The following is an 8022-nucleotide window of genomic DNA, read 5'->3' on the forward strand; positions in this document are numbered from 1 at the left end:
CGGGCCGGCGACCCGGCCGACGCGCTGGCTTGGCTGGCGACTGCCGTCGCGCAGGCCCGCGCGGCGATTTCGGACATGCTCGGCGCGGTTTGAAGCAGCCGGCCGCGGCACTAGCGCAGAGCGGAGCGGTCCGTTATAGGACAGCCCGACCTCATTCCCTGCGCAGCACGAGCACACATGGCCAAGATCACCTTTGTCGACCACACCGGCGAATCCCGAACCGTTGACATCGAGAACGGCGCGACCGTGATGGAAGCGGCGATCCGCAACGCCATTCCGGGCATCGAGGCCGAATGTGGCGGCGCCTGCGCCTGCGCGACCTGCCATGTCTATGTCGACGAAGCCTGGCGCGAGAAGGTCGGCCCGCCGACCCCGATGGAAGAGGACATGCTCGATTTCGGCTACGACGTCCGGCCGAACTCGCGCCTCGCCTGCCAGATCAAGGTTTCCGACGAGCTCGACGGCCTCGTCGTGTCGACGCCCGAGCGTCAGGCCTGATTTCCCGCTATCGGGAGCGCTTCTCACCGCATCTCCCTACTGCCGCCGCCCGGCCTTAGGCCGGGGGCGCTGTGATCGTCACGCCGCGGCGGACCCAGGGCTGCAGCGCCGCGATCAGCTTTGGCGTCAGCGGCGCCGGCTTGCGCGACAGCTCGTCGATCAAGACCATCACGGCGGTGGCCGAAGCCACGCAGCGCCCGTCCGAGAACACGACCTGCTCTGAGGTCACGGACGTCCGGCCCAGCTTCACGACTCCCAGTCCCAGCTCGATCGTCCCCGGCCAGCGCAGCTCGGCGCGGAAATGCATGTCGAGCCGCACCATGATCCAGGCCAGCCCCTCCTGCGTGAGGCCGTGGCGCGGGTCCTTCATCAGCGTCACCCGCCCAGTCTCGAAATAGGTCGCGTAGACGGCGTTGTTGACGTGCTGGTTGGGATCGAGGTCGCCGAAGCGGACATTGTCCGTGAGGCGGTAGGGGAAGTCCTCGAGGCGGGGCGTCTCTGTCACCGATTGATCTCCATCATTCCATCTCCCCTTCAAACCTCGCTAGGCTGTCCGCTGCAAGCCGCGGCCCTCGCGGAGGGCCGGTTTTGTGCCTTCCCTGCGACCGCCCCGTTGGCTACAAATTCGGAACCGCCATCTGCCGCCCGCATCCGAGCGGCGCCTCCAACGAGAAGAGCGACATGAGTGAAGCGATCAAGACCGATGTGCTGATCATTGGCGCGGGCCCCTGCGGACTGTTTGCCGTGTTTGAACTGGGGCTGCTCGACATCAAGGCACATCTGATCGACATCCTCGACAAGGTCGGCGGCCAGTGCGCCGAGCTCTATCCGGAGAAGCCGATCTACGACATTCCCGGCGTGCCGATGGTGACGGGGCAGGGCCTCACCGATCAGCTGATGGAGCAGATCAAGCCGTTCAGCCCGACCTTCCATCTCGGCGAGATGGTCGAGAAGGTCGAGAAGATCGGCGATCCCGGTTTTCGCGTCACCACCGACGCCGGCAAGGTGTTCGAGTGCAAGGTCGTGGTGATCGCTGCCGGCGGCGGCTCATTCCAGCCGAAGCGTCCGCCGGTGCCGGGGATCGAGGCCTACGAGGGTACCTCGGTGTTTTATGCCGTGCGCAAGATGGAGCAGTTCCGCGACAAGAATGTCGTGATCGTCGGCGGCGGCGATTCCGCGCTGGATTGGACGCTCAATCTGCATCCGCTCGCCAAGCGCATCACGCTCATCCATCGCCGCGACGATTTCCGCGCCGCGCCTCACAGTGTCGAGCAGATGCGCGCGCTTGTCGCAGGCGGCAAGATGGACCTGCGCATCGGGCAGGTGACCGCGCTGGAAGGCGCCAATGGTCAGCTGTCGGCTGCGACGATCAAGGGCAACGACAATGCGGTCGAGACCATTCCCTGCGAGATGATGCTGCCGTTCTTCGGGCTCACGATGAAGCTCGGCCCGGTCGCCGAGTGGGGCCTCGCGCTCGAGCACAATCTCATTCCGGTCGAGACCTCGGCGTTCGAGACCTCCGTGCCCGGCATCTTCGCGATCGGCGACATCAACACCTATCCGGGCAAGATCAAGCTGATCCTGTGCGGCTTCCACGAGGGCGCGCTAATGGCGCAGAAGGCGCACCGCTACGTCTATCCGGAGAAGCGGTTGGTGTTCCAGTACACGACGTCGTCGTCGAGCCTGCAGAAGAAGCTCGGCGTCAACTAATTTGTCGGTGGCGTGGAACCAAACGCCGCCGGACCAACTCAAATGTGAAGAAATGTTTCCTGCGCGTGCCGGTTTCACCGGCGCGCCAGACCTGTTATGGGCTGGAACGATGCACGAAACGGCCGTACTGTGCGGCCATTCATTTTGTGACTTGGTCAAGGTGAGATGATGATGCGCAACGCGTTTCCCCGACTTCGGCTGATGCCTGCTGTGACGACGCTCGCGCTCGGCGCGCTCGTCGCAGGCGGTGCGCTGCTGACGCGGCCGGCGCTGGCAGCAGAGCCGACCGCGGCCGGGCTGTGGCAGAAGGTCGAGGATGGCCGTCCGGTCGGCTGGTTTCTCTTCATCGATCATGATGGCGTGTTCGAAGGCGTGATCGCCAAGACGTTTCCGCGTCCCGGCGACAACCCGAACGAGGTCTGCTCGAAATGCACCGACGACCGCAAGAATGCGCCGGTGCTCGGAATCTCCTTCGTGCGCGACATGAAGCGCGAGGGCCTGAAGTACGAGGGCGGCAACGTCCTCAATCCGCGCGACGGCAACATCTGGAAGGCCAACATGCGGGTCACTCCGGACGGACAGTCGCTGATCCTGCACGGCTATCTCGGCATCTCGCTGTTCGGCAAGGACGAGACCTGGACGCGTCTGCCGGATACCAACATGGCACAGATCGATCCTGCGATCCTCGCCAAATATCTGCCGCCGCAGGCGACGACCGCCACCGCTCCGGCGACGAAGCAGGCGCCGCCGATGATGAAGAAGCCGGCGCCGACGAAGTAGTTCGTCGCGGCGCGCTCGATGCGTCCGCATCGCCAATAGACTTAGTGTTACGATATTGCGGCCCGTGGCATCCGAGCTGCACCCTGAGCTGAGCTGTCGCCACGAGCGATTCCGTAGTCAGTAACTCCGTCATGCCCGGGCATCCACGTCTTTTTGTGGACGCCGAGCGACGTGGATGGCCGGGACAAGCCCGGCCATGACGACGTGGAGAGTCATTGTCGCAAAGCTTCTATCGTCAAATGCGACAGCGCTGTGTGCCGAGAGGCCGCTGCGGAGACCGGCAGCTACTGCTGCGCCCCTCCGCTCGGCGGCAGCGGCTGGCTGGAGATGCTGGGCTCGGCGGCGTCCAGGTTGAGCACTTCGGCGGCGGCGGGGAACGCCGCGTCGGCCATCGCGGCGTGGCCCTCGGCGGTCGGATGCACGGCGCCGCCATAGACCGCCGACAGCACGCCCCAGCTCGCATCGTGGATGTCGGCGGGCTGCATCGCCGCCGGCAGGCCCTGCGGATAGGTCATGGCCGAGAAGTAGCTGTCATTGGCGTCGCGGATCCAGCGCGCGCGCGGCAGATAGGGGCGGTACTCGCTGGCGCCGCGGCCGCACAGCAGGGGCTCGTTGGCGGCGCTGACGATATTGGAATCGAAGCTCTCGCCGTTGGCGGCGAAGCATTCGCGGTCGAACGGCGGATCCTGCGGCGAGCGCGCGCAGAAGCCGTGCTGCGCGAACGCCGGCTGATGCGCGTCGACGAAGGTCATGCGCTCGCTGCGCGGATCGCGGCACAGCACGCCGGCGGTGCATTGCGCGAGACCGCGCAATGCGGGCAGGAACTCGTTCTCGACGAAGCCGGCGACATTGGCGAGCCGCTGCGGATTGGCGTTGAAGGAGGGGTGCACCTCGAAGCCGGCCGGACCGCCGGGGCAGGGAGTGCCGGGGCCGCTCAGCGCCGGGTTGCCGTAGGACGTGTAGATCACGTGCGACAGATCGCCGACCAGCGGCTTCAGCGCGTCGCGCAGCTTGGCAAAGCCGCGCGGCAGGTCGCGCGCGAGCTCGCCGCGCGACTCGTCGACCGACCCGATCACGCCGGAGCGCTTGAACAAGGTGCGCTCGGTCGGGGTGTCGACGATGACGTCGGCGACGAGGCCGGAGAAGTTGATGTCGTTGGCGCCGATCGACAGCAGAATGAGATCGAGGCGGCGGTCGGGCTGGCGGCGCTGCGCGGCGGTGAGCGCCTCGCGCAGCTCGCCGAGCTGGCCGTTGACGCCGCCGGCGCAGGTCGCCAGCGAGCGGCCTGGGGTGCATTCGCGCGCGCGCTGGCTGCCGAACAGGCCATCGGCGATGGTCGCGCCGGTGCAGGCGAGCGGCAGGTAGGTGACGGCGACGTGCGGATAGCGCACAGCGAGCGCCAGCGCCGTGCGGGTCTGGTAGCTGTAGAGCGAGCGGTGGCAGGCGGCGTTGAACCAGACCGCGCTGTGCTTCTGCCAGTTCTGCAGCGTGTCCGGCGCCTCGCAGGCGCGGCCGCCTTTGAAGCCGGCGCGGCTCGGCCGATAATATTGCGCGGTCGGACCGCCGAGATAGGAGCGGAAGCAGAAGCCGTCATCGGCGAGCGCGATCGGCCGGTCCGGATTGCCTTCGCCGGAGGCGATGCTGTCGCCGAGGCCAGCGATGAGGACGTCGCGGACCTGGATGCCGGTGGAGACCTGCCGCGTGCCCTCGGGGCTGGTGACATCGACGCTGGCCACGGTCTGGCGGCCATAGCGGACGCGCAGATTGACGGGCTCGGCGCAGTCGAAGGTCGAGGTCTGCGGGCCGTCGCCATCGTCGAACGACCAGGCGCAGGTGGCGCCGACCGGCACCGGGCCGGTGAGGCGCACGCTGACCGGATGGTCGATCGGCGTCAGGTAGCTTTCCTTGACGTTGTCACGCGTGCACGGCTCGTTGACGCGACCTGTGAGGTCGATGCACAGGCGGTTCACGATATTGCGCGCCCAGCCGCGGCCGTCGCTCTGGATCGCCAGGCCCTGCTCGGCGGAGAGGATCGAGCGGTCGCGCGTGCTCTCGACGTGCAGCAGAAAGTCACGCTCCTCGCGGAACAGGCGGAAGCGGTTGCGCACCTCCCAGCTGATCTGGAGCTGCGGCGGCGCGCCGAACTGTGCGGCAGCCGGACGGGTCGCCAAGGGGGCGAGCAGGCCGGCAAGCATGCAGGCGGCCAGCAACGAACGACGGGACATACGGATCATACGCCAGAACTTCATGCGCAAGGCATTCACGTGAGCGATGGGGCGGAAATAAGAGAGCGGCCGACAAGGTCAACCGCACCGCTGTCAGCTCTCGTCCAAGGCGTCAAGTCAACCCTGCGAGTGGCGCTTGATCCGCTGCGGAACGGCCGCGGGTGCGGCCGCAGCCGCGCGCTTGGCGGCGATCTCGTCGGAGACGGCCGCCTGCAGCCGGCGCCGCTCCTGCCATGGCTTGACGACGTTCAGCCAGAGTTCCCGGACGCCCATGATCGAGATCGCGGTGGCGAACGGAATGACGAAATAGAGCACGCGGAACACCAGCAGGGTGGCGAGCAGCTGCTCGCGGCCGAACTGCGGCAGCGCCACCAGCATCGCGGCGTCGAACACGCCGATGCTGCCTGGGGCATGGCTGGCGAAGCCGAGCAGGGTGGCGAGGATGAACACCACCGACAGCGAGAGGAAGTCGATCGGCGGGTTCGCGGGCACCAGCAAATACATCGCCAGCGCGCAGAAGCCGAGATCGACGACGCCGATCAGGATCTGCACGACAGTCAGCGGGGCCGACGGCAGCACGACCTTCCAGCCGTTCTGGCCGAGCTGGCGGCGGTTCTTGCCGGCGTAAAGCCAGCCCAGATAGGCGAAGATCGCGCCGAGGATGCCGATCGCAATCAGCTGATTGACGGCCGGCGGCAGCTGGTCCATCGCCGTGGCGGCGGCCGGATGCAGCGTCATGCCGATGCCGAGCACGAACAGATTGCCGAGCCAGAAGGTCAGGCCTGACAGGAAGCAGATCTTGGCGACGTCGATCGCCGAGAGGCCGTAGTCCGAATAGATGCGGAATCGGATCGCGCCGCCGGTGAAGACGGTGGCGCCGATGTTGTGGCCGATCGAATAGCTGGTGAAGGCGCTCATCGCCGCGATGCGATAGGGCACGTGTTTCTTGCCAATCGTTCGCAGCGCAAAATAGTCATAGAAGGTGAGCGTGCAGAACGCGCCGACCACACACAAGGCCGCGAGCGCAATGTGACCGGGCGGAATCTCGGTCAGCGCCGTCAGAATGACGCCGCCATCGACGCCCTTCAGCGTGCGCACGAGTGTGGTGATCGCGAAGGCGATGATCGCAAGGCTCGCTGCAATCCCCAGCCGCTTCCAGCCGATCCATTTCTTGAAGCCACGCGACAGCGTGGTCAGCAGGCGCTGCATTCATCCTCCCGGCGGGGCGGCAGTAAATCTTGGAAAAAGGGCGAAACCATTTGATCGACGAGGGCGGGCAATCCGTGACAGCCTGTTCCTTAAGCTAAAACGCACGCCTTGTGCAGTCCTTGACTCAACGCAGCTCCGAGTTCGCTTTGCGGGTCTGTCACACTCCGGTCACATGGCTGGGGACCGCGACCGCCCGCCTCAGTTTGGTCCCAAAGGTTACCTGCGGGGTTCGACGCGAGCGTCGCCCCGGCCCGTCAGGTTCCGATCGGCGCTGGCGGTGCGGCGCCGGAACAACCGATCAGGCTGCCGGTTAGCCGCAAGCGAGACGTCAATGGACATGAACGCGCGGTCGGGGTGGGGCCCGCCATGTTCCGAACCCCAGAAGGACATGAGACACATGGGACTGTTCACCAAAGACATCAAGACGATGAACGACCTGTTCGTGCACCAGCTGCAGGACATCTATTATGCCGAGAACCAGCTGATCAAAGCGCTGCCCAAGATGGCCGACAAGGCCACCGACCAGCAGCTCAAGCAGGGCTTCCTGACCCATCTCGACGAGACCCGCACGCATGTGAAGCGGCTCGAGCAGGTGTTCGAGATGCACGGCATCGCGCCCAAGGCGGTCGACTGCCCGGCGATCGACGGCATCATCGAGGAGGCCGAGGAGGTCGCCGGCGAGGTGGCCGACAAGACCGTGCTCGACGCCGCGCTGATCAATGCCGGCCAGGCCGCCGAGCACTACGAGATCACCCGCTACGGCAGCCTGATCGCCTGGGCCAAACAACTCGGCCGCAGCGACTGCGCCGCCGTGCTGCAGAAGACGCTCGACGAGGAGAAGGCGACCGACATGAAGCTGACCAAACTTGCCGAGACCAGCGTCAATCTGCGCGCCGCGAGCTGATCACGCAGCCTGCGACTGAGACAAAACGCCGCGCCGCCCGCGCGGCGTTTTGCCGTCGGAGGGGGATCGGGCGGGACGTCAGGCATCCTTCGACCGATATCGAAGCATTATGTGGCTAGCTGGACTAAAGTCGCCGCCGTTCTCCACCACCAGGAGGCCCGGCATGAGACGATCGTCAACCGCAGCGCTGCACGCCCCGGCCACGCCAGCGCCGCCAGCCCGCGTGGCGGGTGCGCTGACGCTGACCGCGATGAGTCTCGGCTTCGGCGTCGTCCAGCTCGACGTCACCATCGTCAACACCGCGCTCGAGAGCATCCGCACCGCGCTCGGCGGCGATGTCGCCGCGCTGCAATGGGTGGTCAACGCCTACACAATCGCCTTCGCCGCCTTCATCCTGACGGCGGGCGCGCTCGGCGACCGTTTCGGCGCGCGGCGCGTCTTCATGGCGGGGTTTGCGCTGTTCACGGCGGCCTCGGTGGGCTGCGGCCTCGCGCCCGACGCGGCCAGCCTGATTGCGTTGCGCGGCCTGCAGGGGCTGGCGGCGGCGCTGCTGGTGCCGAATTCGCTCGCGCTGTTGAACCACGCCTACCCCGATCCGAAGGCGCGCGGCCGCGCGGTCGGCATCTGGGCCGCCGGCGCCAGCCTGACGCTGACCGCGGGTCCGTTCGTCGGCGGCACGCTGATCGCGCTGGTCGG

General features: G+C 66.6%; 8 protein-coding genes. 5 read left to right on the plus strand and 3 right to left on the minus strand.

Annotated elements, in window-relative coordinates; all coding sequences use genetic code 11:
- The first annotated feature begins 177 nt into the window (after window positions 1-177).
- Entirely contained in the window at window positions 178-498 is a 321-nt protein-coding gene (locus tag BRAO375_RS00075; protein ID WP_009025400.1) for a 2Fe-2S iron-sulfur cluster-binding protein, read from the plus strand.
- 55 nt (window positions 499-553) lie between these two features.
- Here the strand turns inward: BRAO375_RS00075 and BRAO375_RS00080 are convergent, their stop codons facing one another.
- Window positions 554-1003: an acyl-CoA thioesterase gene (locus BRAO375_RS00080; protein WP_009025401.1), complete on the minus strand. Its 450-nt coding sequence runs from the start codon at window positions 1001-1003 to the stop codon at window positions 554-556.
- Window positions 1004-1179: 176 nt separating this feature from the next.
- Here BRAO375_RS00080 and BRAO375_RS00085 point away from each other — a divergent pair, with 176 nt between their 5' ends.
- A complete protein-coding gene (locus BRAO375_RS00085; protein ID WP_009025402.1) occupies window positions 1180-2208 on the plus strand; it encodes an NAD(P)/FAD-dependent oxidoreductase in 1029 nt (342 codons plus the stop codon).
- A 171-nt stretch (window positions 2209-2379) separates the two neighbouring features.
- Window positions 2380-2988, plus strand: a complete 609-nt coding sequence (locus BRAO375_RS00090) for a DUF2147 domain-containing protein (protein ID WP_009025403.1) — start codon at window positions 2380-2382, stop codon at window positions 2986-2988.
- Window positions 2989-3272: 284 nt separating this feature from the next.
- Here the strand turns inward: BRAO375_RS00090 and BRAO375_RS00095 are convergent, their stop codons facing one another.
- Together BRAO375_RS00095 and BRAO375_RS00100 are read right to left on the minus strand one after the other, a co-directional pair.
- Complete coding sequence (locus tag BRAO375_RS00095; RefSeq protein WP_035638098.1) at window positions 3273-5222, minus strand: SGNH/GDSL hydrolase family protein; 1950 nt, start codon at window positions 5220-5222, stop codon at window positions 3273-3275.
- Window positions 5223-5330: 108 nt separating this feature from the next.
- Window positions 5331-6422, minus strand: a complete 1092-nt coding sequence (locus BRAO375_RS00100; RefSeq protein WP_009025405.1) for a lysylphosphatidylglycerol synthase transmembrane domain-containing protein — start codon at window positions 6420-6422, stop codon at window positions 5331-5333.
- 397 nt (window positions 6423-6819) lie between these two features.
- Between BRAO375_RS00100 and BRAO375_RS00110 the strand changes: the two genes are divergently transcribed.
- Together BRAO375_RS00110 and BRAO375_RS00115 are read left to right on the plus strand one after the other, a co-directional pair.
- Window positions 6820-7326, plus strand: coding sequence for a YciE/YciF ferroxidase family protein (locus BRAO375_RS00110; protein ID WP_009025406.1), 507 nt, complete (start codon window positions 6820-6822; stop codon window positions 7324-7326).
- 163 nt (window positions 7327-7489) lie between these two features.
- On the plus strand, window positions 7490-8022 hold a 533-nt coding region (locus BRAO375_RS00115), incomplete at its 3' end, for an MFS transporter (protein WP_139031263.1).

Source organism: Bradyrhizobium sp. ORS 375 (genome assembly GCF_000239775.1).
In the GTDB taxonomy this organism is placed as follows: domain Bacteria; phylum Pseudomonadota; class Alphaproteobacteria; order Rhizobiales; family Xanthobacteraceae; genus Bradyrhizobium.